Origin of the sequence: Bradyrhizobium centrolobii (assembly GCF_001641635.1) — a bacterium.
Classification (GTDB): Bacteria; Pseudomonadota; Alphaproteobacteria; order Rhizobiales; family Xanthobacteraceae; genus Bradyrhizobium; species Bradyrhizobium centrolobii.
This window is the reverse complement of the sequence record NZ_LUUB01000108.1, coordinates 1-22,213: the sequence shown is the minus strand read 5'-3', so window position 1 is coordinate 22,213 and position 22,213 is coordinate 1. Positions and strand designations below refer to the sequence as shown.

Genomic DNA, 22,213 nt, shown 5'->3' with positions numbered 1-22,213 from the left:
CTGGGCCGGCGACGAAGAGCTGCTGAACGGATTGGAGAACTGGCTGAGGCTCTGCTGCACGCCCGTACAGGCCGACAGCAAGGGCGCGCCGAGCAACAGGCCAAGCGCGGTTCGGCGGGTCGTCCCCGACGAACGGGGCCCCGGAGAGGACGATCTGGGATAACGCGGGCCCACCATGGCAGCTCTTCTTTTGACCGGCCGTATCCGGTCGGTCAGAACCAGTCTTGCCGCGACCGAAGTCGCGGATTCACGCATACTCTCGACAAATAGTTAACCAAAACAAAAGGATAATGACCGCCTAACACGGCCGCATCCCCGTCCTGGCGAACCGTTCGCCGTCCGTCACGCAGCATCACGGCGGCGTTTCAGCCGCCAATATGGCGCCAGCGCTTTATTCCCTCCCGAATGTGATGCCCCATGGATCACATTCTCGTCCTTCCTCGCCCCTTGCCTCGGTACGATCTTTTTCGGAGGACCGGTTCCCAGCTCTCCGGATCATGCCTAAGTTGACCTCATTATGCGCGCAAAGCCGGCTCCAATAAATACGCCTGAAGGTGCGACGGACCCCGCTCCGCGCGGCTTTTCCATCGACGCCCATCGCTTTGCCGCAGCGAAGGCCGCGCCGGGCCTCTATCTGGTCGCGACCCCCATCGGCAATCTCGGCGACATCACGCTGCGGGCGCTCGAGACCCTGGCCGGCGTCGATGTGATCGCCTGCGAGGACACCCGCATCACGCGGCGCCTGACCGAGCGCTACGCCATCACAGCGCAACTCAAGCCCTATCACGAACACAATGCTGAAGCCGCGCGACCGAAGATCCTGGAGGCGCTTGCGCAAGGCGGCTCGGTCGCCCTGGTCTCCGACGCCGGCACGCCCCTGATCTCCGATCCCGGTTTCAAGCTGGTGCGTGAGGTCTGCGCCGCCGGTCACGCGGTGTACGCCCTGCCCGGCCCGTCCTCGGTGCTGGCGGCGCTGTCGGTTGCGGCCCTGCCGACCGACCGCTTCTTCTTCGAAGGCTTTCTGCCGGCGAAATCTGCGGCCAGGCGCACACGGCTCACCGAGCTCGCCCGCATCGATGCGACGCTGGTCATGTTCGAATCCGGCAATCGCGTGCAGGACACGCTCGCCGACCTCGCCGAGATCATGGGCGACCGCGAAGCCGCGATCTGCCGCGAGCTGACCAAACTGCATGAGGAGATCACGCGAGCGCCGCTTCACGCGCTTGCGCGCGAGGCGGCCTCGCTGGAAACGCGCGGCGAATTCGTGCTGGTGATCAGCCCGCCTGCCGCCGATGCCGAGGTGCTGACGGCGGACGCGCTCGACGAACTCCTGCGCGAGCAGCTCGCTACGCACAGCGTCAAGGACGCTGTGGTGCATGCGGTCGAGCTGTCGGGCAGGCCGCGCCGCGAGGTCTATGCGCGCGCGCTCGAGCTCGCAAAAGACTTGCGGGGTGGCGATGGCGAAGACTGAAGGCGCCACGCCAGCCGAACCAAAGGTCGCCTCACCTGAGCGAGTCGCCGCTTTCCAAACCGGCATCTCCGCCGAGAGCCGCGCTGCCGCCTATCTCATGGCAAAAGGCTACCGGATCCTCGCAAAACGTTACCGCACGCCGCATGGCGAGATCGATATCGTGGCGCGCCGCCGCAACCTGATCGCCTTCGTCGAGGTCAAGGCCCGCGCGACGCTGGATGACGCCGCCTTTGCCGTGACCCCACGCCAGCAGCAGCGCATCATTGATGCCGCGCAAGGCTGGCTCGCCGCGCATCCCGAGCATGCCGAATTCGAATTGCGATTCGACGCCATGCTGATTGCGCCGAAACGACTTCCGCGCCATGTGTTGGCGGCATTCGACGCCTCGACCTGAAAGGCAGCTCATGAAACTGAACGTCGCCGTCCAGATGGACCCCATCGCCCGCATCAACATCCGCGGGGATTCCACCTTTGCGCTGCTGCTGGAGGCGCAGAAGCGCGGCCATGGCCTGTCCTACTACACGCCGGACAAGCTGTCGCTGGTCGGCGACGAACTGGTCGCTCCCGTCCAGCTCCTGACCGTGCGCGACGAGCCCGGCGACCACTTCACCCTCGGCGAGCCGCGGCGCGAGGCGCTGAACGGCTTTGACGTGGTGCTGCTGCGCCAGGATCCGCCGTTCGACCTCGCCTACATCACCTCGACGCACTTTCTGGAGCGCATCCATCCGAAGACGCTGGTCGTCAACGATCCGGCCTCGGTGCGCAACGCGCCGGAAAAGCTGTTCGTGATGAACTTTCCCCAGCTGATGCCGCCGACGCTGATCTCGCGCGGCTTAGATGAGATCAACGCCTTTCGCGAGCAGTACGGCGCCGTCGTGATGAAGCCGCTGCACGGCCATGGCGGTGCGGCGGTGTTCCGCGTGATGCCGCAGGACATGAATTTCGGCTCGCTGTTCGACATGTTCTCGGTGACATTCAAGGAGCCTTGGGTGATCCAGCAGTTCATCCCCGAGGTGAAGCACGGCGACAAACGCATCATCCTGGTCAATGGCGAGTTCGCCGGCGCGGTGAACCGCGTGCCGGCTGCCGATGACCTCCGCTCCAACATGGTGCGCGGCGGCGCGGCGCAGGCGACCGACCTCACCCCGCGCGAGCGCGAGATCTGCGAGACGGTCGGGCCGGCGCTGCGCAAGCAGGGCCTGCTGTTCGTCGGCCTCGACGTGATCAACGACCGGCTCACCGAGATCAACGTCACCTCGCCCACCGGCATCCGCGCGATCGCGCGGCTCGGCGGACCCGACATTGCGGCGAAGATCTGGGACGTGATCGAGCAGAAGCGAAAGAAGTAGCGCTAGCAATGATCGTGTTGGGGGAGCGCGCGATCTCTCCCGAACGTCGTCCCGGCGAAAGCCGGGACCCATAACCACAGGGAAAAGTTTGGCGAAGACTCGGGGTTACCAGTTTCGCGCCACAACCACTCCGTGGGGCTATGGGTCCCGGCCTTCGCCGGGACGACACTGACAATGCGGTGCGCTGCTTCCGTCTCGCCGCAGTGACTTGCGGCTTCGACCTCGCACAACACTAACCACCCATTCACCATGACGTCTCCCTGCAACATCGGAGAGACGCTTGCCGGCCTGCGTGAATCTACGGAGTCACGGCTTTTCGAATAACGCGGCATTCACCATCCGCCCAAAACCCGCACCGTGACCGGCCATCACACTCGGGCTCGCAACACCCCTTATACTTTTACTGCCTACTCATCGAACACGGGGAACCCGCCAGGTGCGGTTCGAGTGTCCCGCGTAAGAGTAGAAGCGTATGAATACCGCACGCATTGTCGTTCTCGTCATTGCGCTGGGCGCCGGCGGCGTCGCCGCGTATCTGGCAAGCGGCTATGAGAACAAGCCCGCGCCCGTCCTCCCGGTCGCCGAGAAGCTGCCGACGGTCGAGATTCTCGTCGCCAAATCCGACATCCAGCTCGGCCAGGCTGTGAAACCCGAGGACCTGCAATGGCAGACCTGGCCCGCGGCGACCGCGAGCGGCGCCTTCATCCGCCGCGATAACAGGCCCGAGGCGCCGAACCAGATCGCTGGCTCGATCGCGCGCGTGCCGTTGATGCAGGGCGAACCGATCCGCGAGCAGAAGCTGGTGAAGGCCGATGGCTCCGGCTTCATGGCCGCGATCCTGCCCTCCGGCATGCGGGCCGTCTCCACCGAGATTTCCGCCGAGACCGCAGCCGGCGGCTTCATTCTGCCGAACGACCGCGTCGACATCGTCCTGACCCGCCGCCTGAAGAATCCCGACGGCGCCAACAACAACGGCCCGACCGGCGGCAATGACCTCGTCCTCTCCGAGGTCATCCTGACCAACATCCGCGTGCTCGCGATCGACCAGGCGCCAAAGGAAAAGGACGGCCAGAACGCCGTAGTCGGCAAGACCGTCACGCTCGAGCTCAGGCCCGACCAGGTCGCAGTTCTCGCAGCCGCGCGCCAGGGCGGCACGCTGCAGCTTGCACTGCGCAGCATTGTCGATGCCAACGCATCGGAGGTCTCGCTTGAGGACCAGGCGATCAAGCGTCCTGGCGGCGTCAGCGTGATCCGCTACGGCGTGCCGGCACGGCAACTAACGTCACAGAAGTGATGGGGATACCCAGAAATGAACTACGGGGACAATCGGACGGGCATGCGCATTCGGGGGAATGGCGCGCGCGCGTTCTGGACGGGGGCAATGCTGATGCTGGGGCTGGTTACGGCCCCGAACTGGGCCAACGGCGCCGACGCACCGGTCGGCGACCAGGCGCCGATGCAGGCACCGGATCTCGGCGTGGCGCCGGTTACGACCATCGCGCCGGCCAGGACGCGCTCCCTCTCGCTCGGCATCGGCAAGTCCGTCGTCATCGACCTGCCGCGCGAGGTCAAGGACGTGCTGGTGGCTGATCCCAAGATCGCCAATGCGGTGATCCGCTCGGCGCAGCGCGCCTATATCATCGGCGGCCAGGTCGGCCAGACCAACGTCGTGTTCTTCTCGGCGGACGGCCAGCAGGTGGCCTCCTACGACATCGCGGTGAAACGCGATCTCAACGGCATGCGTGCGGCGCTTCGGCAGTCGCTGCCGGGCGTGCAGATCGAAGGCGTCGGCGACAGCGTGATGCTGACCGGCTCGGTATCGAGCCCGGTCGAGGCCCAGCAGGCGGGCGACGTCGCCGCCAAGCTGGTCGGCGGCTCGGAGAAGGTCGTCAACAACATCGTCGTGCGCGGCCGCGACCAGGTGATGCTCAAGGTCGTCGTCGGCGAGGTGCGCCGCGACATCGTCAAGCAGATGGGCGTCGATCTCAGCGCCACCCTGAACGCCGGCACCGCGGTCGTGAATTTCAACAATTCCAACCCGTTCACGGTCAGCGGCGGACCGCTGGTCAGCAATAACGGGCTCGGCGTCGCCGGCCTCGCCAAGGGCGTCGCCACGGTCAGCGCCACCATGCGCGCGATGGAAAGCGCCGGCGTGATGCGGACACTGGCCGAACCAAGCCTGACGGCGATCTCGGGCGAATCCGCGACCTTCATCGCCGGCGGCGAATTCCCGATCCCCGCTGGTTATTCCTGCGATCCGACCACCCATGTCTGTACCACCCAGATCACCTACAAGAAGTTCGGCATCTCCCTGAACTTCACGCCGGTCGTGCTGAGCGAAGGACGCATCAGCCTGCGGGTGATGACGGAGGTGTCGGAGCTGTCGAACCAGAACGCGATCACGGTGACGCAAGCGCTGTCCTCAACCTCATCGAGCTCCATCACCATCCCATCGGTCCAGACCCGCCGCGCCGAGACGACGCTCGAGATTCCGTCGGGCGGCTCGATGGCGATGGCGGGCCTGATTCAGCAGCAGACCAAGCAGGCGATCAACGGCCTGCCCGGTGTCGACCAGGTTCCGATCCTCGGCCAGCTGTTCCGCAGCCAGGACTACGTCAACAACGAAACCGAACTGATGGTGATCGTGACGCCCTACGTGGTGCGCGCGGTCGCGCAGAAGGAGCTGTCGCGGCCCGACGACGGGTTCGCGCCGGCCTCCGATGCGCAGTCGGCGCTGCTCGGCCGCATGAACCGCCTCTACGGCATCGCGCGCCGCGTCGATCCCATCAGCGGCTACCAGGGCGATTTCGGCTTCATCATCGACTGAGACGAGCGGGCGGCTCGACGACGACAGCTTGGGGACGAGGGCAAAAAGGGGACAACGATGACGAACACAGCGGCCGATCATCGTGGCAGGCTGCGCCTTGCAATCGCGCTGACGGGGCTTTCCGTCATGCTGGGCGCGTGCAACACCACCGAGGAGATCGTCACCCAGACGGTGCCGACCGACTATCGCCAGCGTCACCCGATCGCCGTGCAGGAAGGCAAACGTTCGATCGTGATCTTCGTCGGCCAGGCCCGCGGCGGCCTCTCGGCCGCACAGCACGCCGACGTCACGGGCATCGCGCGGGACTGGGTGCGCGAGGGCACCGGCTCCGTCGTCGTCGACGTGCCCGTCGACACAGCGAACGCCCGACCCGCCGCGGCGACCTATCAGGAGATTCGTTCCGTGCTGATGGCCGGCGGTGTCCCGTCGCGCGCCATCGTTCGGCATCCGTACCGTCCCGAGGATCCTGGACTGCTGCCGACGATCCGGCTGAGCTATTCGAAGATCGCGGCCGTCGCGGGTCCTTGCGGATTGTGGCCGGAGGACATGGGCCCGTCCCTGCTCAATCCCGACTACAACGAGAACCGGCCGTATTTCAATCTCGGCTGCGCCAGCCAGCGCAACCTCGCGGCGATGATCGACAACCCCGCCGACCTCGAGCAGCCGCGGGCGGAGACACCGGCCTATACCGCACGGCGCGACATCGCCTTCGACCGCTACCGCAAGGGCTCGCCGACCACGACAACCTATCCCGAGGCTGACAAGGCCAAACTTAGCGACACAGGCAAATGACAAGCGTCCACGACGAAGAAGCGGACGATCCGCGGCACCCCGAGGAACACATTGCGCCGGTTCCTCGCATCTCGGTGCAGGCTTTCTGCGAGACCGAACAGACGCTCGCCGCGGTGACCGCGGCGGGACAGGACCGCCGTCTCGCCAAGGCGCATCTCACCGCCAAGAGCGGCGGCCTCGCCGCGGCGATCGAGGTCTATGACTCGATGCCGACGCCGAACGTGATCGTGATCGAATCCGACGGCACGCGCGACATCCTCGAGGGGCTCGACGATCTCGCCGGCGTCTGCGATCCCGGCACGCGCGTGGTCGTGATCGGCAATCCCAACGACGAGGCGCCATATCGCGAGCTCGTGCGCCGCGGCGTCAACGACTATGTGGTCGGGCCGGTCGAGACCATCGACGTGGTGCGCTCGATCTGCAGCCTGTTCTCCGCTTCGGAAGCCATCATCACTGGTCGCATCATCGCGGTGGTCGGCGCCAAGGGCGGCGTCGGCGCATCCACCGTCGCGCACAACGTTGCCTGGACGATCGCGCGTGACCTCGCGCTCGACTCCGTCGTGATCGATCTCGACCTCGCCTTCGGTACCGCCGGCCTCGACTACAATCAGGATCCGCTCCAGGGCATCGCCAACGCGGTGCTGTCGCAGGAGCGGCCCGATACCGCGCTGATGGAACGCCTGCTCGCCAAGTGCACCGAGCATCTCAGCCTGCTCGCCGCGCCAGCGACGCTCGACCGCGTCTATGATTTCGGCGCGGAGGCGTTCGACGCGATCTTCGACACGCTGCGCATGACCACGCCCTGCATCGTGCTCGACGTTCCCCATCAATGGTCGGGCTGGACGCGACGCGCGCTTGTCAGCGCCGACGACATCCTGATCGTGGCCGAGCCCGATCTTGCGAACCTGCGCAACACCAAGAACATGCTGAACGTGCTGAAGGCTGCGCGGCCGAACGATCGGCCGCCGCTCTACTGCATCAACCAGGTCGGCATGCACAAGCGCGCGGAGATCGAGGTCAAGGCGTTCGCCAAGACGATGGAAAGCCAGCCGATAGCGGTGATTCCGTTCGATTCGAAGCTGTTCTCGACCGCCGCCAACAACGGCCAGATGATAGCTGAGGTCTCCAGGAGCCACCGCACCACCGAGCTGTTCCAGAACATGGCGAACCACCTCGCCGGGCGCGGCGAGGTGAAGCGGCCGAAGCGCTCGCTGCTCGGACCGCTGCTGAAGAAGCTGAAGGGCAGGGGGCGACACGGCTCCGCGCCGCATCGCAAGGCCTCGTAAGCCGAACGAGACGGCGGGCTATTTGTTGTCAGCCCGCTGCTGCTTCTTTGCCAGGAGCTGGCGTAGCGCGGTGACCTTGGCCGCGGCTTCGGCCGGCGGCAGATCGCCTTTCACGATGGCCTCGGCCTCGGCCTGCTTTCCCTGCAGTCCCAGCACGAAGGCGAGATTGGTGCGGACGCGGGAATCGGCGGGGCTGCGCTCATGGGCCCGGCGCAGGGTTTCCTCCGCCTTGGGCAGATTGTTCTGCAGTACGTAGGACAGGCCGAGATTGGACAGCACCGACGGCTCGTCGGGCACGATCTTCAGCGCGGTCGCATAATATTGCTGCGCCTCCTCGTTGCGGCCGAGCTGGTCGAGCACCGCGCCCTGCGCCGAGAGGATGCGCCAGTCGGGATCCTCCGGCGTATGCGCACGGCTCAACACGTCGAACGCCTGCTGGAAATTGCCATTGTCGGCGAGCGCGCGGCCGTAGCCGGCGAGCAGCGCCTTGTTGCTGGGATGACCGAGCACAGCCTGCTCCAGCACCGCGACCGCCTGCGCCCGCTGGCCGGTCTCGCGCAGCGCCTTGCCATATGCGAGCGCGACGTCGGGGTCGCTCGGCTTGGCGCGATAGCGCTCGCGAAGTGCGTCCATGTCCGGCTTCGCGTCGGGTTTGCTTGCGGCTTCCGTCTGGCCCCCAAGCGCACCGGTCACGTCATCGAGGCTCGTGGTCTGGCAGCCGCCGAGGACAAGCACCAAAAGCGCGGGAAGGAGGAATCTCGCCGGGGAAGAGGCGAGGGGCGAACGCTTGGACATACTCTGATCTACCGTCGGCGACTGATCAGAGATGCTTTCCCGATTAACGCTAAATTCCCGTTAAGGACGCGCGCCCCTCGCAGCCTAGTCGACGAATTCAGCGCCGAACTCGCAGCCGATGCGCCAGCGCAGGCGGCATTGGCGGGAATAGTCCGGCGCGAAGATGATGGTGAATTGCGGCGGCACTTCCAAAAACTCCGCCACCACTTTCACGCCGCCATCGGAAATATCCGTGATCGTGCAGTCCCTCGGCAGCGAGCCCGCGCCAAAATGAATCTTGGCGAGCCGACTGCACACCCGACGTTCGCTTCTCCGGCGATTTACAAGCATTTCGATTGTTCACTTGTTAGATCACGGCCCATCCCGCAGCCTTAGGAGTAGCGGACATTCGTTGGAATGTGCTGAGTGGAGCCGCTCGCATTCGAAGCGTACTGTCTCCACCCCGTTTACGATTGATTAGGGCTTGGCCGGCCGCCGAGATCGTTCCCGTATTGTTCTTGCGGAGCATCTCGAGCTCTGCTACCCTTGATTGTACGAGGGGCAGCCTGGTTCGAGCATGGTTCAGCGGGTTTCTACAGTCGCCTTTGAGGGAATCGAGGCCCGCGCGGTTGACGTGCAGGTGCAGGTTGCGCCGGGCTTGCCTGCTTTTGCCATCGTCGGCCTGCCGGACAAGGCGGTCTCTGAGGCCCGCGAGCGGGTCCGCTCGGCGCTGATCGCCTCGGGCCTGGCGCTGCCGGCGCGGCGGATCACCGTCAATCTCGCGCCGGCCGATCTGCCCAAGGAAGGCAGCCATTATGATCTGCCGGTCGCGCTCGGGCTGATGGCGGCGATCGGGGCAATTCCGCCGGATGCGCTGACGGGTTTCACGGTGCTTGGCGAGCTCGGCCTCGACGGTTCGATCGCGCCCGTCGCGGGCGTGCTGCCGGCCGCGATCGGCGCCAACACGCGCGAGGAAGGGCTGATCTGCCCGGCCGCCTGCGGCTCGGAGGCGGCCTGGGCGAGCCCGGACATCCAGATCATCGCCGCAAGTTCACTGATCCAGATCGCCAACCATTTCAAGGGCACCCAGGTGCTGTCGCGCCCCTCTCCGAAAGTGCACGAGGCTGCCGCCTCCCCGCTCGACCTGCGCGATATCAAGGGCCAGGAGAGCGCCAAGCGGGCGCTCGAGATCGCAGCCTCGGGCGGGCATCACCTGCTGATGATCGGCGCGCCCGGCGCCGGCAAATCGATGCTGGCGGCGCGCCTGCCCTCGATCCTGCCGCCGCTGTCGCCGGGCGAACTGCTCGAAGTCTCGATGATCGCCTCCGTCGCCGGCGAGATCCAGGGCGGCGCGCTGACGTCGCGGCGGCCATTCCGCTCACCGCATCATTCCGCCAGCATGGCCGCGCTCACCGGCGGTGGCATGCGCGCGAAGCCCGGCGAGATCTCGCTGGCGCATCAGGGCGTGCTGTTCCTCGACGAGCTGCCCGAATTCGATCCGCGCGTGCTGGATTCGCTGCGCCAGCCACTTGAGAACGGCGAGGTCGCTGTCTCCCGCGCCAATCACCGCGTGACTTATCCCGCGCGCTTCATGCTGGTCGCGGCGATGAATCCCTGCCGCTGCGGCAATGCGTTCGAGCCGGGCTATGCCTGCAAACGCGGCCGCATCGATCGATGCACGGCGGACTATCAGGCGCGCATCTCGGGTCCGCTGATGGACCGGATCGATCTGCGCATCGAGGTGCCGGCGGTGACCGCGGCGGATCTGATCCTGCCGCCGCCGGCGGAGGGATCAGTCGAAGTCGCCGCGCGCGTGGCGGCCGCGCGCGACATCCAGCTCGCGCGCTATCAGGCTGCGGGGCTGCCCAGTGTCCGCACCAATGCCGAGGCACCGGCGTCCGTGCTGGAGGAGATCGCGAAGCCCGATGCGCAGGGCCAGAAGCTGCTGCGCGATGCCGCCGAGAGCATGCGGCTATCGGCGCGCGGCTACCACCGCGTGCTGCGGGTGGCGCGCACGCTCGCCGACCTCGACGGTGCCGACAAGATCGGCCGGCTGCATCTGGCCGAGGCGCTGTCCTACCGCGCACTCGCAGAGGATGTGCGCCAGCTGGCGTGACGGGGTCGCGCATCAACCCGGCGGTAACGAGTTTCCTTTACGCTCTGCAAACCATAAGGCCCGCAAGTGTCCCGCGCGGCCCGGCGAGTAGAGTGTCATGTTGCGTTTCAAGATCCTGGCCTCGGTTGTTCCCCTGATGGCGGCTGCGGTGTTCGCCCGCAGCGGGATCGGATCGGTCTCGCATCCCTGCATCGCCCTCGGTGAGATTTCCGTCGAGCTCACGTCTGTATTCTGGACGGCCGGCATCCAGGTCGCCTTCACCGAAGATCCCGCACAGGCCACGGTACGGGTCCAGGTCACCGATGATGCGGACGGTGCGGATTTTGCCGTGGTCGACGACGGCACCAGCGACGAGCCCGGCGCCTGCCAGGCCAGTGCCGGGACGCGCCTCGTGGCGATTTCCGCGAGCCCGAGCAATGACCGTCCGCTGATCTATCTCTCCACCGACGGCCCCGCCGACTACCGCTTCTATGTGCGCTCGAAGACGTTCTCGCAGCGCGAGGCGGCGGCGCTGATCGTCGGCGCCCGCGGCAGCCACCGCCACCTCCAGGCCGCCTCGCTCTGAGGCGTTAACGCCTCGTCAACCCTGTTTGGAGGCGGGCCGCAAATCTCAAACTGTTCGCAAGGTCGGCCGGGACATCGTCGCTGCTAGCGATCACAGGGTTTCGGAAAGAGTCGGGGTCGGTAGGGATGAGTCGGACGTTCCGGATCAAGGTGCGCATGCGCCGCTTCAGGCGGCGCCATCCCAGGATCGCCTTCGCGATCCGCTCGTTCGTGATCTTCTCGGCCACGTTCGGCGCCGCCTATGGTTTCATCACCGGCAGCCGGGCCGAGAACTCCGGCTACGATCCCAATGCATTCGCGATCGGCGCGAGCTGCCTGTTCGCGCTCGCCTGCCTCGGGCTTGCGACGCTGAGCATGCGGCTGCGCTTCGTCAACAAGCGGATGCGCACGCTCGCTGCCCACAATGAGGCGCTGATCGACCGCAATTGGGAGCTGAAGGAAGCCGAGGAACGCGCGCGCAACCTGTTCGAATCGCAGGGCGACCTGATCGTGCTGCGCGATCACCAGGGTCGCATCACCTTCGCCAACGACGCCTATTGCGCGCTGGCCGGACAGGCGCGCGCCGCGCTGGTCGGCACGCGTTTCGACTTCGACGTGCTGGAGCAGGGCGACAGCGCGCGCGAAAGCAACGGCACGCGGATCCATGACCAGAAGATCGCAACGCACCTCGGCGCGCGCTGGATCGCCTGGCGCGAAGGCTTTGTGCGCCTCGATGCGGGCCAGCCGGCCGAATTGCAGAGCGTGGGGCGCGACGTCACCGACCGCACCGAGACCGAACGCGCATTGTCGGACGCGCGCGATCAGGCCGAGGCCGCCAACCGCGCCAAGTCGCGCTTCCTCGCGATGGCCTCGCACGAGATTCGGACGCCGCTGAACGGCATTATCGGCATGGGAGGGCTCCTGCTCGACACCACGCTGACGCCGGAGCAGGCGACCTACGCCAAGGCGGTGAAGACCTCCGGCGAAGCGCTGATGGCGCTGATCGAGGAGCTGCTCGACTATTCCAAGATCGAGGCCGGCAAGCTCGACCTCGAGCAGCGACCCTTTGCGCTCTCGACCTTGATCGAGGAGATCACCGAACTGCTGGCGCCGCGTGCGCAGGCGAAAAATCTCGAAATCGCCGCCTATGTCGACGAGCGCCTGCCGCTCGAGGTCGTCGGCGATGCCGCGCGGCTGCGCCAGGTGCTGCTCAACCTCGCCGGCAACGCCATCAAGTTCACCGCGACCGGCGGCGTCGCGCTGATCGTCGAGCCGGGCATCTGGCCGAACGAGATCAGTTTCCTGGTGCGCGACACCGGCATCGGCATCGCGCCAGAGGCGCAGTCGCGCATCTTCCGCGAATTCGAGCAGGCTGACGAACGCGTCGCACGTACCTATGGCGGCACCGGGCTCGGCCTTGCCATCAGCGAACGCATCGTCAGGCGCATGGGCGGCCGCATCACGCTGCAGAGCGAGCCGGGCGGGGGCTCGACCTTCGAGGTCGCGATCCCGCTCGCGCCATCGCAGGCGGGCGCTGGGCAGACGGCATTCCCGAGCCCCGACCTCGCCGGCAAGTCGATCCTCGTGATCGCCGACGGCATCGAGGCCTCGCTGATCGCGCTGCGGCTGGAGCGTTGGGGCAGCCAGACCTGCATGGTCTCCGATGCCGCCGTCGCCGAAGCGCTGCTGCCGGAGCGCTCATGGCATGCGGTGTTGATCGATCGCGCGCTGGGGGCCACCGTCGCCGATCGCCTAGGGGAGGTGGCCCGCACCCATGCGACGCAGCGCCTCGTGCTGCTGACACCGAGCTCCCGCCACGAAAAATTCGCGGCGGCCTTCACCGGCTATCTGGTGAAGCCGCTCCGTGCGGCCTCGCTCGCCGCGCGCCTGGCCCTGACGCCGGAGGTGACGTCGCCCGATCTCGCGCCGGAGCCGCCTGTGGAATCCACCGTCGGTGCAACGCCGGCGAAGGGGCTTTCGATCCTTGTCGCGGAAGACAACGAGATCAACGCGCTGCTGATGCGATCGCTGCTGACCAAGCTCGGCCACCGCGTCGTCATCGCGGTCCATGGCGAGGCCGCGCTGGAATCCTGGCTCGCCGCGGCATCGGCCGGCACGCCCTATGATCTCGTGCTGATGGACATCCAGATGCCGCAGCTCGACGGCATCGAGGCAAGCAAGCGCATCCGTGCTCACGAGGCTAGCGCCGGCGGCCGCCATACGCCGATCCTGGCGCTCACGGCAAATACGCTGGTGGAGGATCGCTATGCCTGTTTCGAGGCGGGCATGGACGGGTTCCTGATCAAGCCGCTCGATCGCGAGAAGCTCGACGAGGCGCTGGCCGGGCTCGCGGCGTCGCGGCATCTGGCGGTGTAGAAAAATCTCTCCGCCGTCATTGCGAGGAGCGCAAGCGACGAAGCAATCCAGAATCCCTCCGCGGAAAGATTCTGGATTGCTTCGCTTCGCTCGCAATGACGAATTGGTTACAGCCCGACCACGATACACGCAGCCGTAGGGTGGGCAAAGCGCAGCGTGCCCACCGTTCACGTTCGTCACTGCGGGGGATGGTGGGTACGGCGCGCGAAGAGCGCGCCTTTGCCCACCCTACAAGGCTACGCTACAGCCGCCTGAGCGCCACCGTCTCCACCACGTGGTCGGCGCCCTTCTTAAGGATCAGCGTCGCACGGGGGCGGGTGGGCAAAATGTTGTCCTCGAGATTGGCGAGGTTGGTGCGCTCCCAGATAGCGATCGCGGTGGCGGTGGCTTCTTCGTCCGACAACGGCGCGTAGCGGTTGAAGTAGGACTTTGGATTGGTGAACGCGGTGTCGCGCAGTGCCAGGAAGCGCTTGATGTACCACTGCCGCAGCGCCGCCTCGTCAGCGTCGATATAGACCGAGAAATCGAAGAAGTCGGAGACGACCGGGACCGCCTTGCCATCACGCGGCAGCTTGCCGGTCTGCAGCACGTTGACGCCCTCGACGATGAGAATGTCGGGCTGGTCGATCTCGACCCACTGGTTCGGCACGATGTCGTAGGTCAAATGCGAATAGACCGGCGCGCGCACGCGGCGGCGGCCGGCCTTGATGTCGGAGAGGAAGCCGAGCAGCAGCGGCAAATCGTAGCTCTCCGGAAAACCCTTCTTCTGCATGATGCCCTGCCGCTCGAGCACGGCGTTGGGATACAGAAAACCGTCGGTGGTGATCAGGTCGACCTTTGGACGCGGCGACCAGCGCGCGAGCAGCGCCTGGAGCACGCGGGCCGTGGTGGATTTTCCGACCGCGACCGAGCCGGCGACGCCGATGATGTAGGGCATCTTGCGATCGCGGATGTTGAGGAACTGGCGCTGCGAATAATACAGGCGCTGCATGGCATCGACATAGATCGACAGCAGGCGCGACAGCGGCAGGTAGATGTCCTCGACCTCCTGGAGGTCGAGGCGGTCGTGCATCGACCGTAGCCGGTCGAACTCGCCCGGCTCCAGCGTCATCGGCGTATCGTCACGCAATCGCGCCCACTGTTCGCGCGTGAAGATGCGGTAGGGATTATAGATCTGCTCGGGTGCGCGGATATCCATGACGCCGTTCCCACCTTGGCTAGTCGCTCTTGCGCGATGCTTTCTCTTCCAACCCTGACATCGAGGTCCGCTTGTCCAGTGCTGCCTCGACCTCCTCCAGCTTTACGCCGCGCGCCTTGAGCAGCACAAGGAAGTGATAGAGCAGGTCGGCGCTTTCAGCGATCAGATGCGCGCGATCGTTTTCGACTGCTGCGATTACGGTTTCGACTGCTTCCTCGCCGAACTTCTTGGCGCAATGCTCCGCGCCCTTGTCCAGGAGCTTGCGGGTATAGGAGCCCTCGCCACCGGACGCCGCGCGGGCATCGATGGTCTGAACCAAATCGTGGATCGTGAAACGCGGCATACAAAATACTCGAAACGCGCTCCGGCTGGTTCAGCCGGTCCTTGCCCGCTGATGTAGCATTTTTATGAATGGGAGTCGTCAGGCATCGAGGCGCATGGCTAGCCCGCGCCGGGCCATGTGCTCCTTGGCTTCGCGGATGGTGAATTCCCCGAAGTGGAAGATCGAGGCGGCCAGGACCGCGGTGGCATGCCCGTCGCGGATACCGTCGACGAGATGGTCGAGATTGCCGACGCCGCCCGAGGCGATCACGGGAACGGGAATGCTGTCGGCGATCGCTCGGGTCAGCGGGATGTCAAACCCCTGCCTGGTGCCGTCGCGATCCATCGAGGTGAGCAAAATTTCACCAGCACCGAGCGAGACCACTTCCTGGGCATATTCGATGGCGTCGATCCCGGTCGAGTTGCGCCCGCCATGGGTGAATATCTCCCAGCGGTCGGAGCCGCCCGGACGCTTGACGCGCTTGGCATCGATCGCGACCACCACGCACTGCTCGCCGAATTTCTCGGCCGCTTCCTTGACGAACTCGCGCCGCGAGACCGCGGCGCTGTTGATCGAGACCTTGTCGGCGCCCGAGCGCAAAAGCGTCCTGATGTCGTCGATGGTCCGCACGCCGCCGCCAACGGTGACCGGCATGAAGCAGGCTTCCGCCGTGCGCCGGACCACGTCCAGCATGATGCCGCGGTTCTCATGGGTCGCGGTGATGTCGAGGAAACAGAGCTCGTCGGCGCCGGCCGCGTCATAGGCGATCGCCGCTTCGACGGGATCGCCGGCATCGCGCAGGTCGACGAAGTTGACGCCCTTGACGACCCGGCCGTCCTTGACGTCGAGGCAGGGGATCACGCGCACCTTGAACATCTGTCGTCTCCTAAGCGGCGCGCGCGTTGCGGATCAGGGTGAGGGCCGCAGTGGGATCGAGCCTGCCGTCGTAAAGCGCACGGCCGGCGATCGCGCCGGCGAGCCTCGATGCCCTCGGCGTCAGCATCGCCTTGACGTCCTCGATCGAGGCAAGACCGCCGGAGGCGATCACGGGGATGGAGATGGCATCTGCCAGCGCGATGGTCGCGTCCAGGTTCAAGCCCTTGAGCAGGCCGTCGCGCGCGATGTCGGTGAAGATGATGGCAGCAACACCGGCATCTTCGAATCGCTGCGCGATCTCCAGTGCCGTCACCTGCGAGGTCTCGGCCCAGCCTTCGACCGCGACCTTGCCGTCGCGGGCATCGAGCCCGACCGCGACGCGGCCGGGGAATTTTTTCGCGGCAGCCTTCACCAGTTCGGGATCGCGGACGGCGGCGGTACCGATGATGACACGGGTGATGCCCTTTGCGAGCCAGGCTTCGACGGTGGCGAGATCGCGAATGCCGCCGCCGAGCTGGACCGGGATCTTGATCGTCTTCAGCATCGCCTCGACGGCCTGCGCGTTCACCGGCTTGCCGGCGAAGGCGCCGTCGAGATCGACGACGTGAAGATACTCAAAACCCTGTGTGACGAAGCTTTGCGCCTGCGCGGCGGGATCGAGGTTGAATACGGTCGCGCGCGCCATGTCGCCTTGCTCGAGGCGCACGCACTGGCCGTTCTTGAGGTCGATGGCAGGAAAGAGAATCACGGCTTCCATCTCAGGAAATTCGAGATCAGGGCGAGGCCAAAACGCTGGCTCTTCTCGGGGTGAAATTGCGTGCCGACCGCGGTGTCCTTCGCGACGATCGCGGTGACCGGCCCACCGTAGTCGGCGCGCGCGAGCACGTCCGCCTCATTGGCGGGATTGAGGTGATAGGAGTGCACGAAATAAGCGTGCTGGCCCTTCGGGCCGAGCGGCAGCTTGTTCAGCACCGGGTGCTCGCGCAGCACATCGAGCGTGTTCCAGCCCATGTGCGGGATCTTCAGGTTCTCATCGCGCGGCGTGATCTTCTCGACGTCGCCGGCGATCCAGTTCAAGCCTTCGGTGACGACATGCTCCTTGCCGCGGGTGGCGAACAACTGCATCCCGACGCAGATGCCGAACATCGGCCGCGCCTTGACCCTGACAGCTTCGGTGATCGCCTCGACCATGCCGTTGACGGCATCGAGCCCGCGCCGGCAATCGGCGAAGGCGCCAACGCCCGGGAGCACCAGACGGTCGGCGCCATAGGCCTGGTCCGGATCGCTGGTGACGAAGACCTTTTGCGGATTTTCCAGGCTGCGCGCGGCGCGCTCGAACGCCTTGGCCGCGGAATGCAGATTGCCGGAACCGTAATCGATGATGGCAACGCTCATCTTGACCCTCCCGGTTCTGGAAACAATCCGATGATGCCGCCGGCCGGCAGCGGCGGCGGGTTGGAGAATTGCTGGCCCGGCACGTTGCGGGTCGGCGGCGGGCCGCCGCGATCGACCGCCCATTGATCGTTGACGATGCCGCGCTGCTTCTGGCTCCAGCGCTCGAAGAAACGGCGCTCGGCGGTGTCCTCGTCGTCGGCGACGACGACATCGAGCTGACGCCAGTTGCCGCGCGACAGCGTCCAGCGGCGCAGGCTCGAGGCCTCAAAACCCATCAGGAGCGCAATGATGACGTCCGCGAAGAAGATCGAGGTGCGCCCGAGTCCGAGACTGGACAGCCCGGCATAGAACGCGGCGGCGAAGATCAGCCAGCCGATCAGCGCCAGCCAGAGCCTGTTCCAGAGCAGCCAGAACGGGCCGAACACCATCGCCCAGAAATGGAAGCCGTCGCGCACGAAGACGAACTTGTCGGTCGCGCGCAGGTCGGCCCCGCCTGGGGTGGGAGCATGAACTGTGTACACAGGCATTTTGGATGCCCCGTTCTCGAGGATTCAGTGAAGCCGCCAGCACCGCCTTGGCGCCGTCGAACGAAGATGTCAGCCGCCGAGCGAGCCCTTGGTCGAGGGTACCTCGCCCGCCGCCCGCGGATCGATCGCGACCGCCGCCCGCAGCGCCCGCGCCAGACCCTTGAAGCAGGACTCGGCGATATGGTGGCTGTTCTCGCCATATAGGGTCTCGACGTGGAGAGTCACGCCGGCGTTCATGGCGAAGGCATGAAACCATTCGCGCACGAGCTCGGTGTCGAACTCGCCGATCTTGTCGCGGGGGAAATCGACCCTGAACACCAGGACCGGCCGGCCCGAAATGTCGATGACGACGCGCGACAGCGTCTCGTCCATGGGCAGGTGGACGTCGGCATAGCGGGTGATGCCGGCCATGCTGCCGAGCGCCTGCTTGACGGCCTGCCCCAGCGCAATGCCGGTGTCCTCGGTGGTATGGTGATGATCAATGTGCAGGTCGCCCACCGCCTTGACCGTGAGGTCGATGCGGGAATGGCGGGCGAGGAGATCGAGCATATGGTCGAAAAAGCCGATGCCGGTCGCGATGTTGGACACGCCGGAGCCATCGAGGTTCACGGTGACCTCGATGTCGGTCTCTTTGGTCTTGCGCTTGATCGTCGCGGTGCGCATTAGAAGGCAGGCTTTCGCTTTGATTTGGGCATGATCTTGCCGGAAAACCGGTGCCCAGTTTTCCGGATTATGCTGGTTCGGGCCGAAAACGGCGGTCTTTTAACAGCCAAATGACGCCTTCGCTACTGCGGGATGGCCCTGGCAGGCCAACACTTCCGCCTATGGTGAGCGAAATTTGGGGCCGGAGCGGCCCGTTGTGCACCAGCCCCCGACCCCCTAAATCAAGCCGGACAATGAGGTATTTCATGCAGGATTCCCGGAACAGCCTGCCGGTCTGGCACGGCACCACGATTTTGACGGTCCGCAAGGGCGGCAAGGTGGTGGTCGGCGGCGACGGTCAGGTCTCGATCGGCCAGACCGTGATCAAGTCCAACGCCAAAAAGGTCCGCAAGCTCGGCAAGGGCGACGTCATCGGCGGCTTCGCCGGCGCGACCGCCGACGCCTTCACCTTGTTCGAGCGTTTGGAAAGCAAGCTCGAGCAATATCCGGGGCAATTGACCCGGGCCGCAGTCGAGCTCGCCAAGGACTGGCGTACCGACCGCTATTTGCGGCGGCTGGAGGCCATGATGATCGTGGCCGACAAGGATGTCTCCCTGGTCCTGACCGGCACCGGCGACGTGCTGGAGCCTGAGGCCGGCGTGATGGCGATCGGCTCCGGCGGCAACTACGCGCTGGCCGCGGCGCGAGCCCTGCTCGACAGCGACAAGGATGCCGAGACCATCGTCCGCCGCTCGCTCGACATCGCCGCCGAGATCTGCGTCTACACCAACCGCAATCTGACCATCGAGACCCTGTCGAGCGGCTAGCGGATGGCGCTCGCCTACACCTTCCGCCCGATGACCGCGGCCGACCTGCCGCTGGTCCGGCGGTGGCTCGGCGCGGCGCATGTACAGGAATGGTGGGGTAATCCGGACGAGCAGTTCGCGCTCGTGAGTGGCGACCTCAATGAGCCTGCAATGGATCAGTTCATCGTGTTGGCCGGGATGCGGCCCTTCGGCTATCTTCAGTGCTACGGCCTGACCGCCTGGAATACGGGCTTCGGGCCGCATCCGGAGGGCACGCATGGGATCGACCAGTTCATCGGCGAAAGCGACATGATCGCGCGCGGACACGGCTCGGCCTTCATCCGCCAATTCGTCGACGCGCAACTGCGGCTTGGCCTGCCGCGCGTCGTCACCGATCCCGACCCGCTCAACCGGCGTGCCGTGCGCGCCTATGAGAAGGCCGGCTTCGTCCGCGACCGCATGGTCGAGACGCCTGACGGTCCCGCGCTCTTGATGGTGCGCGAGCCGTGACCCTGACCCACACCCACAAGGCCGAGGCCGCGTTTCCGCCGCTCACCTGGGTCGGCATCGCGCTGCTACTACTGGCGCTGCAAGCCTCGATCCTGTTTGCGATGGGCCGGGTGCCGATCTGCACCTGCGGCTACGTCAAGCTCTGGCACGGCGTGGTGAACAGCTCGGGGAATTCCCAGCACATCGCCGACTGGTACAGTTTTTCGCACATCCTTCACGGCTTCCTGTTCTATGGGCTGACCTGGCTCCTGTTCTGGCGCCTGCCGTTGCTGCAGCTCTCCTGGCCGGCGCGGCTGATCATCGCCATGCTGATCGAGGGCACCTGGGAGATCGTCGAGAATTCGCCGTTCATCATCGAGCGCTACCGCGCCGGCACGATCTCGCTGGACTATTACGGCGACAGCATCGTCAATTCGATCTCGGACACGCTGTTCATGGTGCTCGGGTTCCTCGCAGCACGCGTGCTGCCGGTCTCGGCCACCGTCCTGGTCGGGCTCGCCTTAGAGGTCATGATGGCGCTGCACATTCGCGACAATCTGACGCTGAACATCCTGATGCTGACCCATCCGATTGACGCCGTGAAACAATGGCAATCGGGCCCGCCAATTATCTGATGCCAAAAAAGCGGCTTGTCCCGGCCTGCTTCTGATCCTAGCTAAGAACCCATGACAGACTTCTCCCCCCGCGAAATCGTTTCCGAACTCGATCGTTTCATCGTCGGCCAGACCGAAGCCAAGCGCGCCGTCTCCGTTGCGCTCCGGAACCGCTGGCGCCGCCAGCAGCTCGAGGGCTCCTTGCGCGAAGAGGTGCTGCCGAAGAACATTTTGATGATCGGCCCGACCGGCGTCGGCAAGACCGAGATTGCGCGGCGGCTGGCAAAACTCGCCAACGCACCGTTCCTGAAGGTGGAAGCCACAAAATTCACCGAGGTCGGCTATGTCGGCCGCGACGTCGAGCAGATCGTGCGCGATCTCGTCGAGGTCGCGATCGCCCAGGTGCGGGAGCGCAAGCGCAAGGACGTGCAGGCGCGTGCGCAGCTCGCCGCCGAGGAGCGGGTGCTCGACGCGCTGGTCGGCGCCAATTCCAGCGCCGCGACACGGGAATCCTTCCGCAAGAAGCTGCGTGCCGGCGAATTGAACGACAAGGAAATCGAGATCGAGACACAGTCGTCCAGCAGCGGCTTTCCGATGTTCGAGATCCCGGGAATGCCGGGCGCGCAGATGGGCGCGATCTCGATCGGCGATATCTTCGGCAAGCTCGGGGGCCGCAGCAAGACGCGGCGGCTGACGGTGGAAGGCTCGCATGAGATCCTCGTCAACGAGGAATCCGACAAGCTGCTGGATAACGACCAGTTGACGCTGGAAGCGATCAGCGCGGTCGAGAATAACGGCATCGTGTTCCTCGACGAGATCGACAAGATCTGCGCGCGCGAGGGGCGGGTTGGCGGCGATGTCTCACGCGAGGGCGTGCAGCGCGATCTCTTGCCGCTGATCGAGGGCACCACGGTCTCGACCAAGCACGGCGCGGTGAAGACCGACCACATCCTGTTCATCGCCTCCGGCGCCTTCCATGTCGCAAAGCCGTCCGACCTGCTGCCAGAATTGCAGGGCCGCTTGCCTATCCGCGTCGAATTGCAGGCGCTGTCCCGCGACGACATGCGGCGCATCCTGACCGAGCCCGAGGCCTCGCTGATCAAGCAATATGTCGCGCTGATGCAGACCGAGGGCGTCGCGCTCGACTTCACCGACAGCGCGATCGATGCGCTCGCCGACGTCGCTGTGGCCGTCAATTCGGCCGTCGAGAACATCGGCGCGCGGCGGCTCCAGACGGTGATGGAACGGGTGCTGGACGAGATCTCCTTCGCCGCGCCCGACCGCAACGGCGACACCATCCGGATCGATGCGGACTACGTGCAGAAGCATGTCGGCGACCTCGCCAAGAACGCCGATTTGAGCCGGTTTATTTTGTAATTCTGGGCTAGCGCGCTATTTATCGGCCGTCGTCCCGGCGAAAGCCGGTACCCACAACCACCGGCGTTCCCTGTTGGTAAAGATAGCGGCCCCACCTTTGGCTCAAACAAAATCCTGTGGTTGATGGTGTGGACGGCCCCCTACGGCATCAGTGTGCCAGAATGAGGTTGTCAGAAACTCATTCGCAGGAGCCGTCCGTGAGCCAGATTATCCGCATTGGGATGGATACGTCGAAGTATATTTTTCAATTGCATGGGGTTGATGCATCGGAATCGGTCGTGCTTCGCAAGCGGCTGAGCCGCAAGGCGATGCGGGCGTTTTTTGCCAAGCTGCCGCCGACGGTGGTGGCGATCGAGGCCTGTGGGGCTGCCCACCACCTGGCGCGAGAGCTTGGCAAGCTGGGGCACACGGCCAAGCTGATCGCGCCGCAATT

The 22,213-nt window shown here is 65.4% G+C and carries 23 protein-coding genes and 1 pseudogene; 15 read left to right on the top strand and 9 right to left on the bottom strand.

Features of this window, described 5'->3' with window-relative positions; translation table 11 throughout:
• The first annotated feature begins 517 nt into the window (after positions 1–517).
• From rsmI to AYJ54_RS39820, 7 genes are all read left to right on the top strand, one after another.
• Positions 518–1,471, top strand: a complete 954-nt coding sequence (rsmI, locus tag AYJ54_RS39855) for a 16S rRNA (cytidine(1402)-2'-O)-methyltransferase (RefSeq protein WP_063707972.1) — start codon at positions 518–520, stop codon at positions 1,469–1,471.
• A complete protein-coding gene (locus AYJ54_RS39850) occupies positions 1,458–1,865 on the top strand; it encodes a YraN family protein (RefSeq protein WP_063707971.1) in 408 nt (135 codons plus the stop codon). Before rsmI ends, AYJ54_RS39850 begins: the two co-directional genes overlap by 14 nt.
• Before the next feature lie 10 nt (positions 1,866–1,875).
• On the top strand, positions 1,876–2,820 hold the full coding sequence (gshB, locus tag AYJ54_RS39845) for a glutathione synthase (RefSeq protein ID WP_063707970.1): 945 nt from the start codon (positions 1,876–1,878) through the stop codon (positions 2,818–2,820).
• Positions 2,821–3,292: 472 nt separating this feature from the next.
• Positions 3,293–4,114 (top strand): Flp pilus assembly protein CpaB, encoded by an 822-nt coding sequence (gene cpaB / locus AYJ54_RS39835; protein ID WP_063707968.1) that lies wholly within the window; start codon positions 3,293–3,295, stop codon positions 4,112–4,114.
• 15 nt (positions 4,115–4,129) lie between these two features.
• Positions 4,130–5,647: a type II and III secretion system protein family protein gene (locus AYJ54_RS39830; RefSeq protein ID WP_063707967.1), complete on the top strand. Its 1,518-nt coding sequence runs from the start codon at positions 4,130–4,132 to the stop codon at positions 5,645–5,647.
• A 57-nt stretch (positions 5,648–5,704) separates the two neighbouring features.
• A complete protein-coding gene (locus tag AYJ54_RS39825) occupies positions 5,705–6,439 on the top strand; it encodes a CpaD family pilus assembly protein (protein WP_063707966.1) in 735 nt (244 codons plus the stop codon).
• Entirely contained in the window at positions 6,436–7,725 is a 1,290-nt protein-coding gene (locus AYJ54_RS39820) for a CpaE/TadZ family protein (protein ID WP_063707965.1), read from the top strand. The genes AYJ54_RS39825 and AYJ54_RS39820 overlap by 4 nt, the downstream gene beginning before the upstream one ends.
• Positions 7,726–7,743: 18 nt before the next feature.
• Here the strand turns inward: AYJ54_RS39820 and AYJ54_RS39815 are convergent, their stop codons facing one another.
• A complete protein-coding gene (locus AYJ54_RS39815) occupies positions 7,744–8,520 on the bottom strand; it encodes a tetratricopeptide repeat protein (protein WP_063707964.1) in 777 nt (258 codons plus the stop codon).
• Positions 8,521–8,604: 84 nt separating this feature from the next.
• Entirely contained in the window at positions 8,605–8,850 is a 246-nt protein-coding gene (locus AYJ54_RS39810; protein ID WP_028145870.1) for a PilZ domain-containing protein, read from the bottom strand.
• 226 nt (positions 8,851–9,076) lie between these two features.
• On the opposite strand from AYJ54_RS39810, the gene AYJ54_RS39805 reads away from it, so the two are divergent.
• The 3 genes from AYJ54_RS39805 to AYJ54_RS39795 all read left to right on the top strand — a co-directional run bounded on the left by AYJ54_RS39805 (position 9,077) and on the right by AYJ54_RS39795 (position 13,534).
• Positions 9,077–10,615, top strand: coding sequence for a YifB family Mg chelatase-like AAA ATPase (locus AYJ54_RS39805; protein WP_063707963.1), 1,539 nt, complete (start codon positions 9,077–9,079; stop codon positions 10,613–10,615).
• 97 nt (positions 10,616–10,712) lie between these two features.
• Positions 10,713–11,180, top strand: a complete 468-nt coding sequence (locus AYJ54_RS39800) for a hypothetical protein (protein WP_063707962.1) — start codon at positions 10,713–10,715, stop codon at positions 11,178–11,180.
• Between the two features lie 125 nt (positions 11,181–11,305).
• Positions 11,306–13,534 (top strand): ATP-binding protein, encoded by a 2,229-nt coding sequence (locus AYJ54_RS39795; RefSeq protein WP_063707961.1) that lies wholly within the window; start codon positions 11,306–11,308, stop codon positions 13,532–13,534.
• Positions 13,535–13,775: 241 nt separating this feature from the next.
• Here the strand turns inward: AYJ54_RS39795 and coaA are convergent, their stop codons facing one another.
• From coaA to hisB, 7 genes are all read right to left on the bottom strand, one after another.
• Entirely contained in the window at positions 13,776–14,732 is a 957-nt protein-coding gene (coaA, locus tag AYJ54_RS39790) for a type I pantothenate kinase (RefSeq protein ID WP_063707960.1), read from the bottom strand.
• A gap of 19 nt (positions 14,733–14,751) precedes the next feature.
• Positions 14,752–15,075 carry a phosphoribosyl-ATP diphosphatase gene (locus tag AYJ54_RS39785; RefSeq protein WP_063707959.1) on the bottom strand — a complete coding sequence of 108 codons (324 nt, stop codon included), beginning with the start codon at positions 15,073–15,075 and terminating at the stop codon, positions 14,752–14,754.
• A 78-nt stretch (positions 15,076–15,153) separates the two neighbouring features.
• Complete coding sequence (gene hisF / locus AYJ54_RS39780; RefSeq protein ID WP_063707958.1) at positions 15,154–15,930, bottom strand: imidazole glycerol phosphate synthase subunit HisF; 777 nt, start codon at positions 15,928–15,930, stop codon at positions 15,154–15,156.
• 10 nt (positions 15,931–15,940) lie between these two features.
• Positions 15,941–16,678, bottom strand: coding sequence for a 1-(5-phosphoribosyl)-5-[(5-phosphoribosylamino)methylideneamino]imidazole-4-carboxamide isomerase (gene hisA / locus AYJ54_RS39775; RefSeq protein ID WP_063708001.1), 738 nt, complete (start codon positions 16,676–16,678; stop codon positions 15,941–15,943).
• Positions 16,675–17,325: an imidazole glycerol phosphate synthase subunit HisH gene (hisH, locus tag AYJ54_RS39770; protein WP_063707957.1), complete on the bottom strand. Its 651-nt coding sequence runs from the start codon at positions 17,323–17,325 to the stop codon at positions 16,675–16,677. Before hisH ends, hisA begins: the two co-directional genes overlap by 4 nt.
• Positions 17,322–17,852 carry a DUF2628 domain-containing protein gene (locus AYJ54_RS39765; RefSeq protein ID WP_063707956.1) on the bottom strand — a complete coding sequence of 177 codons (531 nt, stop codon included), beginning with the start codon at positions 17,850–17,852 and terminating at the stop codon, positions 17,322–17,324. The genes hisH and AYJ54_RS39765 overlap by 4 nt, the downstream gene beginning before the upstream one ends.
• Positions 17,853–17,921: 69 nt before the next feature.
• Positions 17,922–18,515, bottom strand: a complete 594-nt coding sequence (gene hisB / locus AYJ54_RS39760) for an imidazoleglycerol-phosphate dehydratase HisB (RefSeq protein WP_063707955.1) — start codon at positions 18,513–18,515, stop codon at positions 17,922–17,924.
• Positions 18,516–18,760: 245 nt separating this feature from the next.
• Here hisB and hslV point away from each other — a divergent pair, with 245 nt between their 5' ends.
• The 5 genes and pseudogenes from hslV to AYJ54_RS39735 all read left to right on the top strand — a co-directional run.
• On the top strand, positions 18,761–19,321 hold the full coding sequence (gene hslV / locus AYJ54_RS39755; protein WP_063707954.1) for an ATP-dependent protease subunit HslV: 561 nt from the start codon (positions 18,761–18,763) through the stop codon (positions 19,319–19,321).
• Between the two features lie 3 nt (positions 19,322–19,324).
• On the top strand, positions 19,325–19,810 hold the full coding sequence (locus tag AYJ54_RS39750) for a GNAT family N-acetyltransferase (RefSeq protein WP_063707953.1): 486 nt from the start codon (positions 19,325–19,327) through the stop codon (positions 19,808–19,810).
• Positions 19,807–20,424 carry a DUF2585 domain-containing protein gene (locus AYJ54_RS39745; protein ID WP_063707952.1) on the top strand — a complete coding sequence of 206 codons (618 nt, stop codon included), beginning with the start codon at positions 19,807–19,809 and terminating at the stop codon, positions 20,422–20,424. Before AYJ54_RS39750 ends, AYJ54_RS39745 begins: the two co-directional genes overlap by 4 nt.
• A gap of 51 nt (positions 20,425–20,475) precedes the next feature.
• Positions 20,476–21,780, top strand: coding sequence for an ATP-dependent protease ATPase subunit HslU (gene hslU, locus AYJ54_RS39740; RefSeq protein WP_063707951.1), 1,305 nt, complete (start codon positions 20,476–20,478; stop codon positions 21,778–21,780).
• 197 nt (positions 21,781–21,977) lie between these two features.
• Positions 21,978–22,213 (top strand): annotated as a pseudogene (locus AYJ54_RS39735) (IS110 family transposase); the annotation flags it as partial.